Below are 21,290 nucleotides of genomic sequence, written 5' to 3'. Positions count from 1 at the left end.
TTGTACCTACAAGTCACCGGAGCTGTGATGGCAGACCAGGCCGATTCCCTCTACCTGGACTTGGTTGTCCGGCTGCGCAAGGCGATCGCCGACGGGGTGTTCCCGCCGGGGTCGAGACTGCCGTCGGAGCATGTCCTTGCTCAGGAGTACGGCGTGTCCCGCAACACGGTGCGTCGGGCTCTGGAGGTCCTGCGCGAGGACGGCCTGATGGCCTCGCAGCAGGGCGCGCGCCGCACGGTGCTCGCTCTGCCCAGGCTGCAGAGTTTCGGGGAACTGAGGTCGTTCTCGCGCTGGGCCCATTCGATCGGCGAGGTGCCGTCCGGACGTGTCGATGTCCTGGAGCGCCGGCCCGCCGATCCGGCGCAGGCGCACGCACTCGGACTGGAGCCCGGCGATCCGGTGGTCTATCTGGTGCGCGTCAGACTGCTGACCGATGTCCCGGTGATGATCGAGCGTACGGCGTATCCGGAACCGGTCGGCGCGCTGTTCGCCTTCGTAGACCTGGAGCGTGAGTCGATCTGCGAACGGCTGGAGGAGCACGGGATCGTCTTCGCACACGCGGAACACACCATCGACGCGGTCAGCGCCGACGCCGAGGACGCCCGGCTGCTGGAGATCCCGGCCGGCACCGCGCTCCTGCGCGAACGGCGACGGTCCACCGACCACCAGGGCCGGCCCCTGGAATGGTCGCAGGACTGCTACGTCGGCGACGCCGTCGCCTTCACCGTCCGCAACTCCGTCGCGGCTTCCCCTCTCGTCCGCGACCGCGCCCCCGCGACAGGAAAGTGACGACCACCGTGCAGACCGAACTGATCCGCCAGGACGGGACGCGTTTTCCCGCCCTGTGGCTTCGCGACAACTGCCCGTGCAGCAGGTGCCAGGTCCCGGGCAGCGGCCAGAAACTCTTCGACATCACCGACCTGGCGCACGACGTCGTGATCGCGCAGGCCGAGGAGGACGCCGACGGCGTGCAGGTCGTCTTCGCCCCGGACGGGCACCGCTCGCGCTTCACCCACACATGGCTGGACACCTACCAGCCCGGCACGACGCCCCCCTACGACGACCGGACCGAGGACGCCAAGGCTCTCTGGACTGCCGCGGACCTTGAAGACATCGTGCCCACAGGTGTCTGGCGGTCCTTCGCGGATGATCCCGCCGAACGCGCGCGCTGTCTGGAGGCGCTGCTGACGCAGGGCTTCGTCATCCTCCGCGGTGTGCCCGTCGCGGATCGTGCCGTGCTGGACGTCGCGAGATCGTTCGGCTACGTACGCGAGACCAATTACGGTGAACTGTTCGAGGTGCGCGTCGAGCAGAACCCGGCAAACCTGGCGTTCAGCTCGCGCCCGATCCTGCCCCACACCGACAACCCCTACCGGGACCCGCTCCCGACCATCCAACTGCTGCACTGCCTCACCAATGCGGCAGCCGGCGGTGACTCCGGCCTCGTGGACGGCTTCCACGCCGCGGTCACGCTGCGCCGCGAGCAGCCAGAGGCCTTCGGCCTGCTCACCCGCACGCCGGTGACCTTCCGCTATGCCGATTCCGGCGCGGACCTGAGCACGAGCGCCCCACTCATCGGACTCGATCCCCTCGGCCGGATCAAGCAGATCCGATTCAACAACCGCTCCATGCGGCCGATCGCGCTGGAGCCGGACCGAATCGCCGCGTTCTACCAGGCCTATCGCGCCTTCGCCGAACTGCTCTACCGCCCCACCGCACAGCTGAGCTTCCGACTCGAACCCGGCGACTGCGTGATCTTCGACAACACCCGGATCCTGCACGCCCGCTCCGGCTTCACCGCCGACGGCGCCCGGCACCTGCAAGGCTGTTACGCCGACCTCGACGCCGCCGCCAGCGAACTGGCCGTCCTGCGCCGCACCCTCGGCATCGTCGCCCGACTCGAACAGCTCTTCAACGACGAGGGCAGCAGCGAGTACCTCGGCGAGCCGGTCACCCAAGCCGCGCACATGCTGCAGACCGCCGCCCACGCCGAGGCCGCAGGCGCCCCCGACGTTCTCATCGCGGCAGCGCTCCTGCACGACATCGGCCACTTCACCGGTCACATCAGCGGCGCCCGGCTCATGACCGGCACCGACAACCGGCACAGCCACACCGGCGCCGACTGGCTCGCCGCCTGGTTCCCGCCGGACGTAACCGAACCCGTCCGCCTGCACGTCGCAGCCAAACGCTACCTGTGCGCCGTCGAACCCGACTACCTCCAGCGCCTCTCGCCAGCCTCCCTCTACACCCTCGACGTGCAAGGCGGCCCCATGTCCGCCGCCGAAGCCGACCAGTTCGCGGCCCTCCCGCACGCTCGACAAGCCACAGCCCTCAGACGCTGGGACGAGGCAGCAAAGGACCCGAAAGCCACCGTGCCCCCCTTCGCGCACTACCGCCCGCTCCTGGCCCGCCTCCTGCGCACCCGGTGACAGGCGGCAGTTGCGCCGGGGGCCCAGTGAACGATGCGGCCGACGGTCAGGACCAGGACGCGACGCGGCGACGTGTTTCCGCGGCTTGCTGGTGCTGTTGACGCTCTCACTCAATCCGCGGTGGCGGATGCAGGACCATGTCCGCGGGCAGGAAGGTGGGCTTCGGTGAGTTCACCTGCCGGGTGTCTTCCGCCGTCTGACCGGCCGGGGTGCCCGGACCGGTGCGGTCCGGGCACCCCTGGTGGTTCCAAGCTTGCGCGGAGCGGCCGTCAGTAGCGGATGACACCCGGCCGTTCGGCGGGCGTGTGTGGCGTACGGGCAGCGCCGCTCGGCGTCATGGAGAAGGAGCCCCCGGACAGCGGTCCCGGCGCGTAGCCGCCGCTGGTGAACGCCTGCGGATTCGTCGCTTCGAACGACTGGCCGTCCACCGTCACACCGGAGAAGTCCAGTTGGCTGAAGGACGGATAGCTCTGGGTGGGGGACTCGATGACCGCTTCGGCACTGGCGTTGTTCGCGCCGAGGTTCTGGTCGATGTGTTCGGTCCAGCCCTGGGTGTTGTCGGTGAGCGTCAGCGTGTAGCTGCCTCCGCCGTTGGAGACCGCTGAGGCCGTGATGCTGTCGCCTTCGGAGACCGGGTCGTTCCAGTACACCGGCGCGGCAGGGTACATCTCGTACCAGGCAGAGAGGACCGGCGACCCGCTGGAGCAGTCGGTCTGCACACCGGTCTGTTCCACCGTCTGCGAACCGTAGCCGTCCAGGCCGACCCAGGGGGCGAACAGGTCGTTACTGCTGTTGCAGGTCACATGCGGTTCGGTCCACGAGCCGCTGATGGTGCTGAAGCTTCCGGTGGCAACGTATCCGCCCCAGTTGCTGTCCTGGAATCGCTGCGTGTGCGGGCCGAATCCCGTACTGGCGGCGCCCGCCGACGTTCCGGCACATGCCGGGACGAGAGCGACGGCGGCGAGCAGCAGCCCCGCGGTTGTCGCCCGGCCGGCGAAGCGATTGCGTCTGGTTCCTGTATTCGTGCCCATGTATCGGTCTCCTGTGGGGGTGGAGTCGATGTTCGGGGGGCCTGTCAGACCGGGGTTCATCGTGGGTGGGGCCTGTGTGAACTCTCAAGAGTCAGGCGGCAACAGGAACCCGCCATGGCGAGAACATGACACAATGGCCTCCCGGCGGGTACCGCTCGTCCAGCTCCGCCCGCCCGGAGCCGAAGGACGGTCAGGGTGTTCCCAGCCGGTTTTCACACTGTGTCAGGCGCAGCCCAGCCGCAGGCGCCCCTGCGCGCGGCCTCGGGTGGTCTGCTCGAAGGCCTTGGTATTCCTGAAGCGGAACAGAACGCCTATCTACGTGTGCTCGCCTCCGCGCGCTGTACGGCAGCCGGTCTCGCCATGGAGTTGGGCATTACGGCCGACCGCGCCGAGCGGCTGCTGACCGCGCTCGCCCAACAAGGTCTGGTCACCCGGCACGATGCCGTTCCGGTCCACTGGTCAGCCGCGGCGCCCGACGTCGCCGTCGAGGCACTGCTGCTACGCCGGGAGCGGGAACTGCTGCGCACCCGCGGCCGGGTGGGCGAGTTGATGCGGGCCTACCGGCGGGCCCAGCAACCGCAGATGGCTGACCTCGTGGAGGTCGTCACCGGACAGGCCGCCATCGCCGAGCGCTGGCGGCAGATGCAAGACGGCGCACAGCGGCATCTCATGCTGTTCGACAAGCCCCCGCACATCTCACCCACCGACACCGAACTGGAACGCTCCCTGCTGGCCCGTAGAGTGCGCATCCGCGCGGTGTACGAGGCAGGTTCGCTCAGCGCCCCCGGCCGACTGACCGAGATCCGCGAGGTGGTCGCGGCCGGAGAGGAAGCGAGGCTACTCCCCCAACTCCCCTGCAAGCTGGCCATGGTGGACGACCGCTGGGCCATGCTGCCGGTGGCCACTGGCTCCGAGTTGCAAGCCGCGGTACTGGTCCGCGCCTCTTCCCTGCTGGACGCGCTGACCGGGATGTTCGAGGCATACTGGCATCGGGCGGTACGGGTGCCGGACGCAGGCGGCCCGACGCTCGGCGCGGGGAACCGCCGGGGCGAACTGCTGACGCTGCTGTCGGCCGGGTTCACCGATGACAGCATCGCTCGCCAGTTGGGCGTTTCACCGCGCACCGTCCAGCGGTGGGTGCACGAGGTGATGGACGAGCTGGGCGCGCGGACCCGCTTCCAGGCGGGCATCCAGGCGGCCCGGGCCGGTCTGCTCTAGTACGGGGATGTGACTCAGTGCGGTTCGCCGACTGCACTGAGTCGGCGCCGGCACACGGTAGCGGGGTTGCGGTTGCCCTGAGACATGATCGCCCGATGAAACACCGGCACTACTGTCCGGGGCGCATCGGATACGTTCAGTGGTCCTGTCCTCTCGGACCGTATTCACATGCTGCGATACGCTGTGAAAAAGGCGTCTGTGCCCGCCGGTCACTCCTGACGCAGTGACCCCGAACGGTGCGGCCTCATGGCCGGAACTCCGTCGGTCAGCGGGAAACCAACTCCAGGAATGCCACGGGACAGTTGTCTTCCGTAGGTCCCCTCTCCCGTAGGTCGGTTCTCATGGACCTCAACACCATCACCGAAGTAGTCCGGCGACCGTCCGAGCGGCCAGGCAGGGACTGGCACGAGGGCGACGCCTGGCTCGCAGGCGGCACATGGCTCTACTCCACGGAGCAGCCGGACCTGCGCAGGCTGATCGACCTGACCGCGTTGCGTTGGGAGCCCCTTGTCCTGACGGACGAGGGCCTGGAGATCAGCGCCACCTGCACCATTCGCGACCTGTACACCTTTCCGTGGCCGGAGGGCTGGACCGCCGGAATTCTCTTCAGGAAAAGCTGTGAGGCATTCCTGTCCTCGTTCAAGGTCTGGAACGCGGCGACCGTCGGCGGAAACATCTGCATGTCCTTGCCTGCAGGCCCGATGATCACATTGGCGGTTGCGCTCGAGGCGCAGTACGAGCTGTGGGCGCCCGATGGTTCCGTGCGCTTCGTCGACGCCCTCGATTTCGTCACGGGCGACCACCGCAACGTTCTCGCCCCCGGGGAGATCCTTCGGCGCATCACCATTCCGGAGTACGCGCTGCGCAAGCGCACCGCTCACCGTCGCTTCACACTGACCCGGCTCGGCCGTTCGACGGTGTTCCTCGTCGGCACGCAACGGCTGGGAGCGAACGACCTGCTGCTGACCGTCACCGCCGGCACCACACGGCCGGTCCGCGTCGCCTTCGACTCCCTGCCCGATGCCCGAACCCTGCGGCAGAGCATCGACGCCGTCCCTGCCGACGTCTGGTTCGCCGATCCCAACGGCACCCCTGACCACCGTCGGCACCTGACCCGGCACTTCGCCGAGGAGATTCGCCGCGAACTCACGGCTGGGGACCTGGCATGAACTACATCGTGAACGGCAAGGCATTCGACCGCGACCCATCCCCCGGTCAGTGCCTGCGCACCTTCCTGCGTGAACTCGGCCACTTCGGCGTCAAGAAGGGGTGCGACGCGGGCGACTGCGGCGCCTGCACGGTGTGGCTAGACAGCACACCGGTACACAGCTGCATCACCCCCGCGTTCCGCGCGGACGGCCGCGAGGTGACCACCATCGAGGGCCTTGGACGGCCCGGCGCCCCGCATCCCATGCAGCGGCAGTTCGAGGACGCCCCGGGCTTCCAGTGCGGCTTCTGCACCGCAGGGATGATCATGACGTCGGCGACCTTCACCGAGGACCAGAAGGCGGATCTGCCAAGGGCGTTGAAGGGCAACCTCTGCCGCTGCACCGGATACCGGGCGATCGAGGACGCCGTGAAGGGCGTCAGCGCCGTGGAGACGGCAGCACCGGGCAAGGCAGTCGGGGCGAGTGTCGGCGCGCCCGCGGGACACGACGTGGTGACGGGTCACGCCGAGTTCACCATGGACACGCACATCGACGGCATGCTGCACCTCAAAGTGCTGCACTCACCCCACGCGCACGCCCGGATCCGCTCGGTCGACAAGAGCGCCGCCCTCGCGGTGCCCGGCGTGCACCGGGTCTACACCTGGGAAGACGTGCCCCGTAAACGCTTCAACACGGCGATCCACACCGACCACCTGGTCGACCCGGACGACACCTTCGTCCTCGACGACACGGTCCGTTTCGCCGGCCAGCGCGTCGCCGCGGTCCTCGCCGACACGGTCGGGGCCGCGGAGGAGGGCTGCCGGCGGCTCGTCGTCGCGTACGACGTGCTGCCGGCGGTGTTCGACCCCGAGGAGGCCATGGCCGAGGGCGCACCCCAGCTGCACGGCTCCGACGATCCGTTCATCCGTGACCCCGTCCACAACATCCTCGTCGAACTCCACTCGCACATCGGCGACGTCGACGCGGGATTCGCCGCGGCCGACGTGATCCACGAAGGCACGTACTTCTCACCGCGAGTGCAGCACGCGCATCTGGAGACCCACGGTGCGATCGCCTGGCTGGAGGACGGCCGACTGAACGTCCGCACCAGTTCGCAGTCACCGTCGATCGCCAAGGACAAACTTGCGTACCTGTTCGCGCTGCGCCCGGGCCAGCTGAGGGTGTTCTGCAAGCGCGTCGGCGGCGGATTCGGCGGCAAACAGGAGGTGATCGCCGAGGACCTGGTCGCGCTCGCCACCCTGGACACCGGCCGGCCCGCCTGTCTCGAGTACACCCGTGAGGAGGAGTTCACCACGGCCTCGCCACGGCATCCGATGTCCCTGACGGTCAAGCTCGGCGCGAAGGCCGACGGAACGCTCACCGCGTTCCAGGTACGCAATGTGTCCAACACCGGCGCCTACGGCAACCACGGCGGCGAAACGGTGTACGCGGGCGGTGCCGCCGTCATGATCTACCGCTGCCCCAACAAGAAGTACGACGCGTACTCCGTCTACACGAATACCGTGCCGAGCGGGGCACTGCGCGGTTACGGGATGACGCAGCCGGCGTTCGCCGTGGAGTCGGCGATGGACGAACTGGCCCGCGCCCTGCACATCGACCCGCTCGAACTGCGCCGGCGCAACATCGTGCGGCCGGGTGAGCCCCTGGTCGCCATGCACGACGGCCCCGACGACGTGATCTTCACCGAGGACGGACTCGCCAAGTGCATCGACCTGGTGGGCGACGCCCTGGCCCGTACGGCCGGCCAGCCCCCTCCCGGCCCTGAGTGGCTCGTCGGAGCCGGTGTGGCGAGTTCCCTGCACGAGACCGCGCCCCCGACGGAACACCTCTCGGAGGCCTGGGTGACGCTGGGTGACGATCTCATCTACGAACTGGCCGTCGGGACGGTCGAGTTCGGGGAGGGAACCTCCACGGCCCATGTCCAGATCGCGGCCAACCAGCTGGGCACGACACCGTCGCGGATCCGTCTCGTGCAGTCCGACACCGACCGCACGGGATTCGACACCGGAGCCTTCGCGAGTGCGGGCCTCTTCGTGGCGGGCAATGCGGTCCTGCGGGCGGCCAATGCCGTACGCGACCGCATCCTGGAGTTCGCCGCGGCGCACACGGGCGTCCACGTCGTGATGTGCAGCATGGATGACGACGGTGTCGTCTGCGGGGACCGGCGGGTGTCACTGGCCGAACTCGTCGCGCTGGCCCGGGCACGTGGCATCCGGTTCACCGCAGCGCGCAAGGCATACGGCTCGCCCCGGAGCGTCACCTCCAACACGCAGGGGTTCCGGGTCGCCGTGCACCGCGTGACGGGTGAGATACGGATCCTGTACAGCGTGCAGGCGGCGGACGCCGGCGTCATCATCAACCCGGCACAGGTCCGGGGACAGATAGAGGGCGGTGTCGCCCAGGGCATCGGCTTCGCGCTGACCGAGAACCATCACGTCGACGACAACGGCGTCATGGTCAATCCGAACCTCCGGAACTACCACATCCCCACCTACGCCGACATCCCCCGTACCGAGGTTCTCCTGGTGGGCTCGGCGGATTCGGTCGGGCCCCTGCGGGCGAAGGGGATGGCGGAGTGCTGTATCAACCCGGTGGCCCCCGCGCTCGCGAACGCGGTCCACGACGCCACGGGCGTCCGCTACCGGGCGCTACCGCTGACTCCGGAACGCATTTACGGCCGACTCCCCGCGGAGCAGCCGGTGTCGACAGGTTGAGCCGCCATGAACACCCAGAAGAACGTAGCCGCCGCGGCGACCGCGATCATCGGCCAGAAGGTCCTGCCCGGGAGGGAGCAGAAGTTCCAGAAGTGGCAGGAGGACCTCAACGCCGCGGCCGCCTACTACCCCGGTTTCCTCGGTGCGGAGGTCTCCCCGCCGACACCGCTGCAACCCGACTGGGTCGTCGTGTACCGGTTCGACTCGGTGGCACATCTGCAGGCGTGGATCAACAGCGCGACCAGGCAGACATATCTCGACGCCGGCGCCAAGTACTTCGACGGTCCGGCGACCCAGCAGGTGGTCAGCAGTGGGACCCAATCGCTGGATCCGCTGGTCACCGTGGTGGTCACCCATCGTGTCCAACCGGACCAGGTAGACGACTTCCTCGCCTGGCAGCACCACATGACCGAGGAGGAGAGCAAGTTCGACGGGTTTCGCGGTACCGAGCTCTTCCGCCCCATCGAGGGGCTCCAGGAGGAGTGGACCACGCTGTACCGCTACGACAGCGCCGAGCACCTCGACGCCTGGCTGACGTCGCGGCAACGGCAGGAGGTTCTGGCCGAGGGCGAGAAGTTCAGCGATTTCAGACTGCACACGATCGACAACTCGTTCGGCAGCTGGTTCGCCTTCGAGGGCAACGGCAAGGAGGCACCACCGCCACCCTCCGAGACCAGGACCTCCCTCGCCGTCTGGGTCGGCCTCTACCCGACCGTCGTACTGCTGACGCTCGCTCTGTTCCCGCTGCACATGCCGCTCTGGATCGGCCTGCTCGTGGGCAATCTGCTGTCGAGTTTCGTCATGAGCTTCTTCACCATGCCCTACTACGTGAACCCGCTGCTCGGGCGGTGGCTGCGGCCGCCACCGGGCGCACCCGCGGCAAGGACGTACTTCCGCGGCCTCGGCATCGTCGTCGTGGCGATGGCCTTCTGGGCCGCCCTCTTCTACCTCGTCACGGTCCGGCTCTGGACCCTGCCCTGACCGGCAGGCATGATGGTCCACCTCATTGACCCCGGCCCCCTCTTTTTGCGGGCGCCGTTGACCTGCCCTCATCGGGTGTGGACCGAGGACCGTACGGCCTGCCCGTCGTCGGCCATGGACCGGATCGGCCGACAGGAACGGCTCGATCCGGCTGCCCCACACCTCGTGTGCGGCGGGGGCTTGGCGTGCGGCTACGTGCCGGCGACAGCGGCAGCCGCGATGGCCGTCTGCATGTTGCGGATCGCGGCGCGAACGCTCTCGGCCGCCCACTGGCCGTCCGCGACCTCTGCCATCCGGTCGGCCACCTCCTTGCGCGGGACGCCGGGAAATGCCAGGCGGTGCAGCTTGGCGGAGTGGATCAGGGCGATGAGGCCCGCCGCGCGCTCGTCCGGGGCTGCGCCGTCCAGGACGACGGCCCGGAGCCGTTGCCGCAGCTCCCTCTCGGGCCCGCCGTCGGCCTCAGGGTAGCGACGTGTGGGGAACAGCCCGAGGGCCCTGTGCTGCTGTTCGACGACCACGCCGCGCGCGCACAGGCTTTCCATAGCCGCCTTGGCGGCCTTGGTGTGGTCCCTTTTCAGCCAGTGCGTCACGCGCCGCTTGTCGCGGCCGCCCAGCCAGGAGTCAATCAGCACCAGTCGGTCATCGAGCAATTGCTCACCGGTCGGTGTTCTGTCCGCCACTTCGAGGTACTTGCCCTCGACGGACAACCTCCCGGCGAGAACCAGGTCCAGCAGGATCCCGCCAGCGACGGCCCAGCCCGCCGCGTGCCGCTGCTCCGGCACCCCGGACTCATCGTCCAGGGACAACAGCATGATCTCCTCGGCCAGCGTGACGGCCATCCTCAGTCCACCAGTACCTTTCGTGATCGTTGTACCAGCCCGTCAGACGCACGGAGCCACCAGGAGGTTCCCACGGTGCCGCCAGCGCGCCCTGCGGCGCCCGCCCCGCCGCGATCTCGTACATCGCGGCGGCCAGTGCGTCCCTGGAGTGGTGACAGAGGGCGCGGTCGTCCGCGGTCGGTTGAACGTTCTCAACGGCGATGCGTGTGGGACCGAACGCGATTTGGTGCGCTCTCGTGCGGTGAGCGGGACCGGAGTCAAGATGTGACCGTGCGCTGCGGCTCGCCGGCTTCGGTGGCCGTCGTCAGCCGTAGTGGAGCGACCGTCCTGCCGCCGTCCCGCTGGGTCGCCACCGCGACCAGCCGGCCGCCCCGGGTGTCCGGGGCCCCGGAGAGACGGATCTCGAAGCGGGCGGTGAGTGTTTCGCCGGGGGACAGCGTTGCCGCCTCCACCGGGTCGAGGGGGTGCGCGGTGAGGCCGGCGGGGAGCTTGAAGGCGAGGGCCAACTCGTGTGCCGGCGCGAACCCGTTGCGGTGGGTGAGGGCGAGCGTCACGACGGCCGGGCTGTTGCGCGCCACCGCGCCCCGGTCTGCCACCGCTGTCAGTGTGGACTGGTAGGGGGCGCTCGCGAGGACGTCCCGCACCCGGCGGGCCAGGGCGTACGGCGACCCGTGGGGCTCGGTCGGATGCGCCTCGTGGCCGTGTGCCCAGGCGTCCTCAAGGGCGAACCAGTCGATCGTGGCCGGGTCCTTTCCGCACGACAGGGTGTCGAAGTACGTCTGCCAGCGCGTGCGGTACAGCCCCCCGACCAGGCCTGCCCACTCGCGGTTGGCGTAGTCGTGCAGGCCCTCGTCACTGTTGGCCCGGCCGCCCCAGGTGGTGAGGATCGACCGGGCGTCGTACTCCAGGCGGTCCCGCTCGGCGCGGTCCGCGCCCCAGGCCCGCGCCTGGGCCAGCCAGCTGCCCAGCAGGTGGGGGCGGGACGTCGACAGCAGCTCGTCCAGCAGGTCCATCCAGGACAGCCAGGTGCGGGTCAGCGTGCCGAACAGGGTCTCGTCGCCCGCGTCGTGGGCCGCCCTGATCTGCGGGAGCAGGAGACGGCTGCGGTTGGACAGGACCTGGCGGGCGACGTCCACGATGTCGTACCGGTATGCGGGACTGTCTCTCAACTCCTCCCGGATCTCCAGGAGTTCACTCAGTGCCGGGTCGAAGGCCACGGTGTCGTAGCGGGCGGCCTCCGGGCTCCAGGAGGCGGCTTTGGTCGCGGTCAGGCTCGGGCGGGCGCCGAACACGCCGTCCGGGGCCTCGCTCCAGGAGTCCGTGCGCCGCATGCCGTAGGCCGTGGCGCGGAGTGCGCGCCAGGCGGCGGCCGCATGCGGGTCCGCGCCGCCGTAGCGGGAGACGGCGTGGGCGGCGAACCAGTCGTCCAGGTCGATCGTGCCGGGCGTCCATGCCAGGTCGGTGAGCAGGGCGAGGGCGGGCGCGTTGTTGTCGGAGGCCTCGGGCATCGCCGCGATCCCGGACAGTCGGCTGCCGTTCTTGTCACGCCACTTGGGGTACCACTCCACCCAGTCGGGGGTGTTGGCGCCGATCGCGGTGTGGCCGCCGAAGTTCCAGATGCTGCCGTAGGCGTAGGGAGTGCCGCCCCAGTCGCTCTCCCGGTCGGTGACCGTCGGGAAGCGGTCGGAGAGCCCGTCGACGATCAGCATGCGGGTCTTGTCGACGGCGTCCAGCAGGGCTCGGGGCGGGTTGGTCTGCCAGCCGAGGATGGCCCAGACCGCGCCGGGGTGTGCCCTCTGCAGAGCCGCCTCGACGGCCCTGGCGGCCTCGCCCACCGGTACGTCGCCGGCGTTGCCGCCCTCGTGCAGCAGGTCCATCTTGTACATCGTGCTGTCGCCGAAGCGGTCCGACTGGGCGCGGTAGAAGGCGGCCGCCACGTCCCGGAAGGCCGTGGTGCGCGGGTCGAGCCAGTCGGGCCGTCTGAAGGCGCCCCAGGTTCCCTGTGCCACGACCGCCGCGTCCCCGCCGTACCGGGCGGGGAAGTCGTCGGGGACCGTGCCGAAGTAGCCGGGCAGCACCGGCGTCATGCCCAGTTCCCGCACCCGGTCGACGATCCGCCCCGCCAGCTCCGCCCGCCGCTCGATGAGCCGGCGCGAGACCGGGCCGCCGAAGCCCGACATGTTCTGCAGCAGCCACCACGGCTGGTGGGCCGGGGCCGGGATCCACGACCGCAACTCGGCGTCCGTGTACGGGAAGCGCCGGAACGTGTCGTAGTACACGGCGTCCGCGCCCACGTAGACGAGGATGCGGTTGACGCCGTGGGCGGCGAGGACGTCCAGTTCGCGTTGCCAGGTGTCCCAGTCGCGGTAGGGGCCGGTGTAGCCCTCGTCGGTGTCGTTGAGGACGAATCGGTGGGGCACGTTCGCCGTCCCGGTGAGCTCATCGGCGGGAGCGGGAAGCCGGCGGGGCAGCGCGAGCTGGTCGCCGGTCCAGGAGACCGAGGCGTGTACGGTGCGCCGCAGGTAGGTGTGGACGCCGGTGAGGAGGACGGCGGGGCTGGTGCCCTCGACGGTGATCCGGCCGGTGCGACCGGTGACCCGGAACCGGTCCGTGCCGTCCGCGGCGAGCGGCCGCAGCGTGAACTGGTCGTGGTGTTCGGGCAGCAGCCTCCGCAGCGCGGCCACCGCGGGTTCCGGGTCGTCTGCCGCGTACGCCGGCCATGGGCCCCCGGGCAGGGCGAGGCCGCCGAGGACGAGCGCGCCCGCGAGAACGCCTCTGCGGGTGACGTCGGCGGCCCCGTGACTGTCGCTGTCCATGAACGTCCCTGCGGAGTACGGCACGTGGTCGTCATCGCGGTCGTTCGCTGGGCCGGGCGGTCTACGGCTGACGGACACGTGGGAGCCTCTCGGTCGTGGGAAGGTCGGGGAGCGGGACAGGGCGATGCGGGCGGGGGTGCCCGTCGACGGGCACGACGGTCGGCCGGACCTGGTTGTCGGAAGGGATCTTCTGGGCGAGCGGCATGGGCATGGGCAAGGCGGGGGCGTCGGCGGCTCGCAACGCCCGCAGGGCCTGGGTGGCGCCCCGCGCGCCGAGGTTCACGAACGCGGGGGTGACGCCGAGCGGGGTGGCATAGCCGGGGAGGGTCCTGGGGCCGTGGATCACCGTGCCGTGGTGGACGTCGTACCAGACGCCGGGCGGGAGATGGACGGTGCGCGTGGCGCGGTCGGTGAGCTGTGGGGCGGCGAGGACGGCCGGGCCGAGCATCCACTCGTCGGTGACCGTGTAGGCCGCCGGGTCCCGCGGGAAGTCGAAGAACAGCGGACGCATGATCGGGTCGCCGGTCTTCAGGGTCTGCCGGACCTGGTCCCAGATGTAGGGCGCGAGCCGTTCGTGCCGCGCGATCGCCTGGCGGTAGAGGTCGATGGTCTGCCGGTCGTAGGTGACCTTCTTGCCGGTCGTCACGTCGATGGTGTCCACGGGCGAGGTGGAGGAGTACATGAGCGGCTGCAGCGCGGCGGACTGGGCCCAGCGCACCAGGACCTGCTTGCTCGGCGGGGGCTCGCTGCTGGAGCCGCCGATCATGTCGGTGGTGACGAAGGGGTAGCCGATCGTGGAGATCGCGAGGTTCTGGGTGACGGAGGCGCGCAGGGAGTTCCAGCCGGTCCCCTTGTCCACCTGCCGGGTGACGAATCCGGCGTGGTGGGCGGTGGTGTCCCAGTGGACGCGGATACCGACGCCCTGGAGGTCGAAACCGTCGGCGAGTTCGGCGCCGAGCCGCTGGTAGTCGGTGGGCTGGTAGCCGTCGTGCGGGGCACACTTGTCGTCGAAGAAGCGGGTGTCGAACTTCAGCCCGTCGACGCCATAGGTGCTCATCAGCTTCCGGAGCCGTCCGACGTACCAGGCCTTGGCTTCGGGGTTGGCGAGGTCGACGATGCCCGCGGTGCCGTTCCACCAGGTGACCGTGCACGGCTTCGTCGTGTCTCCCGCGTCCTTGAGCAGATAGCCGTGGTCGGCGGCGTACCGGTACTGGTCGGAGTCCAGGTTGATCCAGAGGGTGACCCAGAGGCCGAAGTCGAAGCCGAGCCGGTGGATCTTGTCGGACATGGCCTTGGGGTCCGGGTAGGCCTTCGCGTCGAAGGTCATGTTCCCGTAGTCGGACTCCCACTTGTCGTCGAGCTGGAGCGTGTGACCGCCCAGGCCGTTGTCGTGCAGGTCCTGTGCGTAGTCCAGGAGCCGGGTCTGGTCGACGTGGGTGTAGAACTGCGCCCAGGAGTTCCACACCGGCTCGGCGTACTGCTCGTACGTCGCGTCGCTCTTGGCGGGCTTGCCGACGATGCCGACGTAGTCGCGGTAGACCTCCAGCGGGGTGGACTCCACGAAGACGGTCGCCTTGTAGGGATCGGGGGATTCGATGTCGAAGCGGGCGAGCCCGTCCTTGCCGCCGTTGATCGACACGTCCATGACGTGCCCGGTGTCCACCCGCAGTCCGGTCGCGCCGGAGGTGTACCAGAAGGGATCGATCATGTCGTACGAGGACGGGCTGAAGGCGGGGTGGACGACCTCGCCGCTGTCGAGCGGCCACGGCTGGTCGGTGCCGGGCCCGCCCTGTGGGGTCTCGGCCTCACCCTGGCCGTACCAGTGACCTGCGGACTTCAGGTCGTAGGCGAGGCCCAGCCGGTCGGGGGCGGCGCCCTTGACGTTCCAGTCGAGTGCGTAGCGGTCGGCGGACGGTGTGATCCGGGCCTGCACGGTGGCGCCTTGGGCGGTCGTGTCCGCGGTGAGGGTCAGGGTGCCGCCGCGCCAGGTCCAGCCGGTGACCCTGGTGGCGTGCTGCCAGCTGCCGTCGAGGCGGAAGCGCAGGGCTCCGGCGTCGCCGGCCGCGGTGACCAGTACGGATGCGCCGGAGCGTCTGGTGGACAGTTCCAGTTGAGCGGTCGTCACATCGAGAACGTAGCCGGGGGCGTTGCCGCTCGGTGGGACGGTGAGCGCGAGTCCGCCGACGGTGGCGTCCAGCTTGGGCGGGGCGGCCGCCGGGTTCTCTCCGGCTGCCCGGGCCTGCGGGGGCAGGGCCACGGGGAGCGCGAGAGCCAGGCAGGAAACGGCGAGGAGCATTCTGAGTCTGCGGAGTCGTCCGAGCACGGCGCATCTCCTTCGACGAAGGGTGCCTGAGAGCTGCGATACAGGGTCCGAACCAGATCGATGCAAGAACATGCTTGATTCGGCAGATAATTGAGCAGGAAAAGTCACTTGTCAATGACGCTTCCACTTCAGGGACGTGGTGTGCGGGTTTGTGTCGCGGTGATCGACCGCTGCTCTCTCGCCACGTCGGCCCCACCCGTGGGCGCGCGTGCGACGGCGGTACCCCCGTCTCATGGTGGCCGCGACACGGCATTTCTGTACGGAAACTCCTCGTGCAGCGAAGCCTGGGAGCTGGTCGGGGTAGCGCCACCTGGGACGCGCTCACCGGCGTCCAGACGTAAGGTCGATGACGCCGCGCAGGTTCTGCACGACGGCCCGCACGGCGTCGTCCATCGCGTAGAAGGTGCGCACAGCGTCGTTCTCACCGCTGATGTACAGCGACGGCGGGGTGATCGGGGCGTCCTGCCATGCGGCGGTCAGCTCCCCGTTGCGGTCGAGGTTGCGGTACACGAAGGTGGCCAGGTCTTCCTCGGTGAGCCAGGACGGCAGCGTCTCGGGTTCGGCGAACCGGCCGAGGAAGCCGAGCGAGGGCTCGGGACTGCGGACGGCGCCGTAGGTCAGGCGCAGGGTGGCCGCGACGTCCCTGCCCAGGTCGGCATCCGCAACTCCCGGGTCCTGGAAGTAGTTCTGGTAGAAGCCCGCGCCGAAACACTGCTCGACGACGGCCTGTTCCTCGCCGAACTCGCGGATGAGCGCGACGACGTCGCCGACGAGGTGGAAGATCGAGTGCTGGTCGATGCCGTCGGGCCGGTCGGTGGTGCCGTAGCCGCGCTGGTCCGGCGCGACCACGCGGTAGCCGGCGGCCGCGATGGCGTCGATCGGGTGCCGCCAGGAGTACCACGCCTCCGGGAAGCCGTGCAGCAGCAGGACGAGTGGTCCTTCGCCCTGCTCGGCGATGTGGACGTCGATGCTGTTGAGACGGACGTGACGGTGGAGTGGCAGGACGTGTCTCCTCACTCGTCAGTCTTCACGAGTCTTCAGCCCTCACGTCTACCGATGGAGTCGAGCCGCCGCTCGCGCTTGGCCGCCATCGCGGCTACTGCCGCGTCAGCGGTGGCACGCTCCGCGATCTCCGCGATGGTCAGTCCCCTGACTCCGCGTTTGAGCACCGGTTGCCGCGCCGCGGCCAGAATGCGCGCCGCGCTGCCGGAGTCCTGTTCGGCCAGTACCGGGGTGGCGGGGGCGGCGCTGAACTCGTCGGCGAGCTAAGCCGGCGCCGGTTTCCGCGCGGTCAGGTCGAGGGACCGTTGCGCGAGCCACAGATCGTGGGCGGCGCTGGGGGACCGTAGCAGCGAACGCTGGAGCAGTGATTCGCTGCGTGCCAGGCGTTTGCGGACGGCGGATGTCGAGAGGGACAGCGCCAACGCGGTCGGTGCGATACGTGCGTCGAGGCGTAACCAGGTGGCGAGTGTGTCGGGGATACAGGTCGGGATCACGGGAGCGCGCAAAGGCCGGAATTGGCGGTCCGCCCAGGCCGTGACGTGGGGCAGCTGGAGGAGTTCGTCCAGGGAGGGCACCAGTCCGGCGCTGTGTTGCGGATGGGCGGAGCTGCCTGGCGCGATCGCGCGAAGTGCGAGGGCCAGGGCGGCTTGATCGGCGAGTCGATCCAGGTCCAGGTCCAGGAGTTTCTGGATGGCGGCCAGGCGTGCGGACAAAGTGTTGCGGTGGATCTTCAGGTGGGCGGTCGCACGCGAGGAGAAGCTGAGCCATGACGCGAGCGTGGCCAGCAACTCGGGGCCGTCAGGGTCCTGCGGTCGTCTGGCACGGTGGGCGTGGACCGGCGCGAGAAAGCCCCGGGCCCAAGTGGCGAGCTCCGGGCCGATGGTGAGTGCCAGGTCGGGGTTGCTGGTGAACGAGGACTGCCGTTCGGTGCGGTGGCGTGCGGCCGCCAGGGCATGAAAGGCCTGGGCATAGCCGGTGGCGGTATCGTGTAGCGACACCACGTCACTCACGCCGATACAGCAGCCGGCTTTCAGCGACGCCGACCTGGTCCATTTCGGGGCGTGGCCGGGGTCTGCGTCGGAGGCGGCGGGCGCGAGTACGAATATGTGGTGGGCGTAGACGGGACAGGGCACGACCCATGCGCGCTCAGCCGCCTCGCTCAGCTCTTCCACCACCTGGTTCCGTACGCCGGGCGGCCCTTCGATGACGTACACCCGAATCGTCGCGGGCAGCGCGGGTCGCAGTGTCCCCGCGATCTGGCGTGCGGCGGTGGCCTGACCGTTCATCAGAAGGTGCATGACCGCTTCCCGCATGCGGGCGTCGGCGAGCTTCAGCCGACACTGCTGCTGCCGGGTGTGTTCCGTCATCCAGCTCAGACTCAGGGCGGATGAGGCGTCCGCAAGCAGGAGCGGCACTTCAGATGTCGTCGGCTGGGAGAACACGGCGGCGAGCACAGGCATGCACACGCCTCGCGGGCCGTCGAGGGGCAGGGCGATGCAGGTGAGCCCGTCGTGGTCGATGGTCACGGACTTCAGCCCCCGGACGGTGAGTTCTCGCACCGCGCGCCGGGCGAGGTCCCCTTCGGCGTCGCCAAGGGGCGCTTGCAGCGGGGAGGCCATGGCACCCGCGGAGTCCATGAGGAGCACGTCGGCTCCGGCGCGGGCGGCCAGCCGGCGCAGCAGCACCGGGATGCCGCCTCTGCGAGCGAGGCGTTGCATTTCCAGCACGTCATCGGCCCGTCGAACCCGGACGGCCGCCGCCGTCCGCGCGTGCACATCGCTACGGTGCATGCCTCTCCCCCCGAGAGACAGCCGGAACCAGGTCTCCCGGAGAGTATCCAGACCTTGGCAGGTACACAACGGTTTCACTGGACGGTTCGACACCGGAACGACCGCTTCACCGTGCAATGAGGTCCTTCATGCTGTTTGCCCGCGACATACGTTTGGCGGCGCACGCTCAAGCCACCCTCTACCTGGGCGGACATCCGCCGTGAAGCGACCAGCAACACATGGTCCAGCTGGGGTGCGTGGCGGCACCGGCAGTGCCGGCGGTCCCGATGGTGGAACCACCGGCGACCGCGAGGGCCGCGGCCCGACGGCTGTTACCACGTGCGGGCCCACTGGGTGTGGGACTCGTACTACCGCACCCACGCCCACAACCACACCACCGGGGCCTGGGTCGACGTCGCCATCTTCGACGGCTTCGCCGGTCAGGAGTATCACAGCGGGGTCTCAGGCTCCAGCGGCCCCGCGGAAGTCGCCGTCGACGGCGGCAACGGCATCTACTACCACGGTGCCGGCCGTTGGACAGCCGCCGTCACCATCCACACCACGTGGAGCACCGCCCCGGCCGACGGGTGGACCTACGCGGGGACAGCAACCCACAACTACCGCACGGGCGGCAACGACGGCTCCCCCTGGGAGAGCGGAACCACCAGCCACTCCTGACCCGAGCCCGCGCCCGACCAGCCCACCCGCTGCCGCCGTGCGGAACGCCACGGTCAGGCAGCCTGAGCCGGCCTGTAGCCGTGGCCGGCGGTGCGGCGAGGGCGGGGGCGAGGTCTGCGTACGCGCCACAGGATGCACGGCGGATGCGTCACATCTTGGCGCCGAAGTCCTGCGTCCACCAGGGACCGCCCTGTCCCTTGTGGACGCCGACGCCGATGTCCTTGAAGGAGCAGTTGAGGATGTTCGCCCGGTGGCCGGGGCTGTTCATCCAGGAGTCCATGACGGCTGCGGCGGTCTGCTGGCCCTGGGCGATGTTCTCGCCATAGGTGGACCACTGGTAACCGGCGGCGGTGATGCGCTGCCCGGGATCCGCGCCGTCCGGGTTGGTGTGGTCGAAGAAGTGGCGTGCGGCCATGTCGTCGGATTGGCCCTGGGCCGCCTTCTGCAGTTGCGGGTTCTCGGTGAGCGGACCGCAGCCGGCGGCTGACCGTTGTTTGTTGACCAGCGCGACGACCTGGCCGGCGACGTCGCTGGTATCCGGCTGCGACTGCGGTGTGCTGGGCGCGGCAGGAGCCGGGCGGGGGGACTCCGGGGCGCTGGGTGTGCTCTTCGCGGCAGGACTCGCCGGCTTGGCGGTGCTTGCCTTCTTCCGCTTGGTCGCGGACCGGGACGGAGAGGGAGAAGTCGACGGCGAGGCGCTGGGCGTGGAGACATCCAGGACCGGGACGGCTGCACTTCGCTCGGCGTTCGCGCGATCGGCGTCGGTGCCGGAATCGGTACCGAAGTACCACAGGCCGCCGCCCGCCACGCACGCGGCGACGACGGCGCCACCGACGGCCCGGCGACGCATGCGCCGACGCCGACGGGACTGGCTGCGCGATCCGGTACGGCCCCGTATGCGACGCCGTCCGGTGCCCGGGCCCGAGCCCGCGCCACCACCGGGGTCGCCGAACGGTGTGACAGCGCCGGCCGCGGCGAGCTTGGGCGCACCGGAAGCAAATATGGCGAGCAGTGCGGGTGACGCCGCGATCAGTGCCAGACCGGCCAGCAGCCCTTCCGCGGGCATCAGTCCGCTCCACAACCCGCTGCAGAGCGTGCAGCCGCGCGCGTGCCGGGCTATTCGTTTGCGCCACAGGGCCGAGGGCCTGCCGTCCCAGGAGGCCACCACGATGCGAAGTTCCTCGCACCGCGGGCGCGCGTCGAGGGCTCGTACCACCACGCGGGCCGCCTCCAACTGCGCCTTCATCCGCTGGACCCGGACCGCCGCGTGCTGGGGCGAGAGGTCCAGAGCCGCCGTGACCTCGGCCCGCGTGAGCTCGCCGGCGCACTCCAGCCACCACAGGGAGAGCAGTTCCCGGTCGTCGGGCTCCAGCCAGCGTGTCGCCCGCGCCGTCTCCAGGCGCTGCCCCGTGAGCTGGAGCTGGACGACGGTCAGATCGACGAAGTCGGCACCCGGATCGGCCAGGTCCTCGGCCTCCTCCACCCCGCCCGGGGCGGAGAGACGATTCTGCCTGTACTCCCGGACCTGGTTCATCGCGATGGCCACCAGCCAGGAGCGGAAACGCTCGGGAGCACGCAGTCCGCCCAGCCCGTCCAGGGCCCGCAACATGGTCTCCTGCACCACGTCGTCGACATCCACCGAGCCGTTCAGCGCCCGGCCCACGATGTTGTAGACCAGGGTGAGGTACGCGTTGACCAAGGCGTCCTGTGCCTGCGTGTCGCCCGCTCGGGCGGCCGTGACCAGTGCCGCCGTCTCCGTCGCGTCCTGCGTGCTCATACCCATGCTTCCTGTCCTCGAGACCGCACGATTGTGCCCGACACCTGGGAGACCTCTCGACGCGCCCCGGATAACACTTCTTCGACGGGGAATCCCTGTCGACCCGGGGACCACCACTCGGGCGACCCACGACGCCGTCGTGACCCAGCGGCCGGGCGCGACGACAGGTCCCTGATTTTTCGCATTCTTTGAATCAGGTCTTCGGGGCGGACTGAGTCACAATCCAGCCATAGCACGGATCGCCGGGAATCGGCTTTCCATAAGGCTTCCTTGAGCCATCCTCAAAGAGCGGTGATAGGTGACAGGCTGGATGTGATCACCGTCTCCGGTTCCCCGGGAACCAAAGTTCCCCATAACCCGTCCGCGAGGCATCAATCGCCTTTCCACGGTTGGCCAGTTGATGCAAGCCCGTTCCGAATGGTGAGATAGACTCACCTCCGGGCACCCGCTCTTCACGAGCATCCGCCCCTTCACACACTCAGCGCACGAAGTCCACGTCAGTGGGCTCATCCCGTCGCACTCTGCCGGCGTTCCGTGCCGGCGG

Annotated in this window: 14 protein-coding genes; 7 read left to right on the top strand and 7 right to left on the bottom strand. The window is 69.4% G+C overall.

The genetic code is table 11. The features are described 5' to 3' along the window. Positions 1 to 27: 27 nt before the first annotated feature. Positions 28 to 789, top strand: coding sequence for a GntR family transcriptional regulator (locus AB5L52_RS43420; RefSeq protein ID WP_369368567.1), 762 nt, complete (start codon positions 28 to 30; stop codon positions 787 to 789). Next, on the top strand, positions 786 to 2,429 hold the full coding sequence (locus AB5L52_RS43415) for a phosphonate degradation HD-domain oxygenase (protein WP_369368566.1): 1,644 nt from the start codon (positions 786 to 788) through the stop codon (positions 2,427 to 2,429). The genes AB5L52_RS43420 and AB5L52_RS43415 overlap by 4 nt, the downstream gene beginning before the upstream one ends. 269 nt (positions 2,430 to 2,698) lie before the next feature. Here AB5L52_RS43415 and AB5L52_RS43410 read toward each other — a convergent pair whose 3' ends face one another. After that, positions 2,699 to 3,460, bottom strand: coding sequence for a G1 family glutamic endopeptidase (locus AB5L52_RS43410; RefSeq protein ID WP_369368565.1), 762 nt, complete (start codon positions 3,458 to 3,460; stop codon positions 2,699 to 2,701). 219 nt (positions 3,461 to 3,679) lie between these two features. Between AB5L52_RS43410 and AB5L52_RS43405 the strand changes: the two genes are divergently transcribed. The 4 genes from AB5L52_RS43405 to AB5L52_RS43390 all read left to right on the top strand — a co-directional run bounded on the left by AB5L52_RS43405 (position 3,680) and on the right by AB5L52_RS43390 (position 9,542). Further along, complete coding sequence (locus tag AB5L52_RS43405; RefSeq protein ID WP_351029693.1) at positions 3,680 to 4,678, top strand: helix-turn-helix domain-containing protein; 999 nt, start codon at positions 3,680 to 3,682, stop codon at positions 4,676 to 4,678. A 341-nt stretch (positions 4,679 to 5,019) separates the two neighbouring features. Next, complete coding sequence (locus AB5L52_RS43400) at positions 5,020 to 5,847, top strand: FAD binding domain-containing protein (protein WP_369368564.1); 828 nt, start codon at positions 5,020 to 5,022, stop codon at positions 5,845 to 5,847. Beyond that, on the top strand, positions 5,844 to 8,561 hold the full coding sequence (locus AB5L52_RS43395; protein ID WP_369368563.1) for a molybdopterin-dependent oxidoreductase: 2,718 nt from the start codon (positions 5,844 to 5,846) through the stop codon (positions 8,559 to 8,561). The genes AB5L52_RS43400 and AB5L52_RS43395 overlap by 4 nt, the downstream gene beginning before the upstream one ends. 6 nt (positions 8,562 to 8,567) lie before the next feature. Then, positions 8,568 to 9,542, top strand: coding sequence for an antibiotic biosynthesis monooxygenase (locus tag AB5L52_RS43390; RefSeq protein WP_369368562.1), 975 nt, complete (start codon positions 8,568 to 8,570; stop codon positions 9,540 to 9,542). Between the two features lie 191 nt (positions 9,543 to 9,733). On the opposite strand, the gene AB5L52_RS43385 is transcribed toward AB5L52_RS43390, so the two are convergent. The 5 genes from AB5L52_RS43385 to AB5L52_RS43365 all read right to left on the bottom strand — a co-directional run bounded on the left by AB5L52_RS43385 (position 9,734) and on the right by AB5L52_RS43365 (position 18,312). Next, on the bottom strand, positions 9,734 to 10,381 hold the full coding sequence (locus tag AB5L52_RS43385; protein WP_369368561.1) for a GPP34 family phosphoprotein: 648 nt from the start codon (positions 10,379 to 10,381) through the stop codon (positions 9,734 to 9,736). 257 nt (positions 10,382 to 10,638) lie between these two features. After that, positions 10,639 to 13,197: an alpha-N-acetylglucosaminidase TIM-barrel domain-containing protein gene (locus AB5L52_RS43380; protein WP_369368560.1), complete on the bottom strand. Its 2,559-nt coding sequence runs from the start codon at positions 13,195 to 13,197 to the stop codon at positions 10,639 to 10,641. Positions 13,198 to 13,258: 61 nt separating this feature from the next. Next, on the bottom strand, positions 13,259 to 15,493 hold the full coding sequence (locus tag AB5L52_RS43375) for a glycoside hydrolase family 31 protein (RefSeq protein ID WP_369369070.1): 2,235 nt from the start codon (positions 15,491 to 15,493) through the stop codon (positions 13,259 to 13,261). A 348-nt stretch (positions 15,494 to 15,841) separates the two neighbouring features. Continuing rightward, positions 15,842 to 16,537, bottom strand: coding sequence for an alpha/beta fold hydrolase (locus tag AB5L52_RS43370; protein WP_369368559.1), 696 nt, complete (start codon positions 16,535 to 16,537; stop codon positions 15,842 to 15,844). Positions 16,538 to 16,785: 248 nt separating this feature from the next. Beyond that, positions 16,786 to 18,312 carry a helix-turn-helix domain-containing protein gene (locus tag AB5L52_RS43365; RefSeq protein ID WP_369368558.1) on the bottom strand — a complete coding sequence of 509 codons (1,527 nt, stop codon included), beginning with the start codon at positions 18,310 to 18,312 and terminating at the stop codon, positions 16,786 to 16,788. Between the two features lie 318 nt (positions 18,313 to 18,630). Here AB5L52_RS43365 and AB5L52_RS43360 point away from each other — a divergent pair, with 318 nt between their 5' ends. Further along, positions 18,631 to 18,969, top strand: coding sequence for a hypothetical protein (locus tag AB5L52_RS43360; protein ID WP_369368557.1), 339 nt, complete (start codon positions 18,631 to 18,633; stop codon positions 18,967 to 18,969). A 148-nt stretch (positions 18,970 to 19,117) separates the two neighbouring features. Here the strand turns inward: AB5L52_RS43360 and AB5L52_RS43355 are convergent, their stop codons facing one another. Beyond that, positions 19,118 to 20,746, bottom strand: coding sequence for a sigma-70 family RNA polymerase sigma factor (locus AB5L52_RS43355; RefSeq protein WP_369368556.1), 1,629 nt, complete (start codon positions 20,744 to 20,746; stop codon positions 19,118 to 19,120). Positions 20,747 to 21,290 lie beyond the last annotated feature (544 nt).

Origin of the sequence: Streptomyces sp. CG4 (genome assembly GCF_041080655.1) — a bacterium.
Lineage (GTDB): Bacteria > Actinomycetota > Actinomycetes > Streptomycetales > Streptomycetaceae > Streptomyces.
The sequence above is the reverse complement of the archived record's forward strand: the minus strand, read 5'-3'. Positions and strand labels throughout refer to the sequence as shown.